Genomic DNA, 429 nt, shown 5'->3' with positions numbered 1-429 from the left:
CACCAGATCTTCAGAAAATAGCAGTAGAACAAGCAGAATTAATGGCAAGTCAGCAAAAAAAATAATTGAGCATCTCCCAATTAAAGCGGAAGATGCTCGTATTTTTAACCATATTTATATTTTAATAATTTAAAAGTAAATGATACTTTAAAATCTTCTTTTTTATTAGGATCGATTACTTCTAATATAATGAAAATAATCAAGACAATTCTATTACTAAAAAATTATCTATGTGTGTACTCGTATTCAACCTAGTGGTTTTATTGTCCAATCTTTTCGTGCATAAGGATTTAAAGGGTGCATGATTTCATTAGTTTCAGGATTAATAATTTGCTTCACTTTTTTCTTATAAGGTTTTAACATTTCCAAAAATTCATTGATCTTCGACTCCATAGAAGCTTTTTTAACATATACACCTCACCCCAAGCT

1 pseudogene is annotated in these 429 nt (G+C 28.7%); it reads right to left on the bottom strand.

The window, feature by feature from the left end:
- Positions 1-246: 246 nt before the first annotated feature.
- Positions 247-417: pseudogene (locus tag ACF91D_RS32480) on the bottom strand (DUF1643 domain-containing protein); the annotation flags it as partial.
- Between the last annotated feature and the right edge of the window lie 12 nt (positions 418-429).

Source organism: Staphylococcus sp. 231237_7MaSpsaltlick (assembly GCF_043107035.1).
This window is presented reverse-complemented; position numbering and strand designations above follow the sequence as displayed.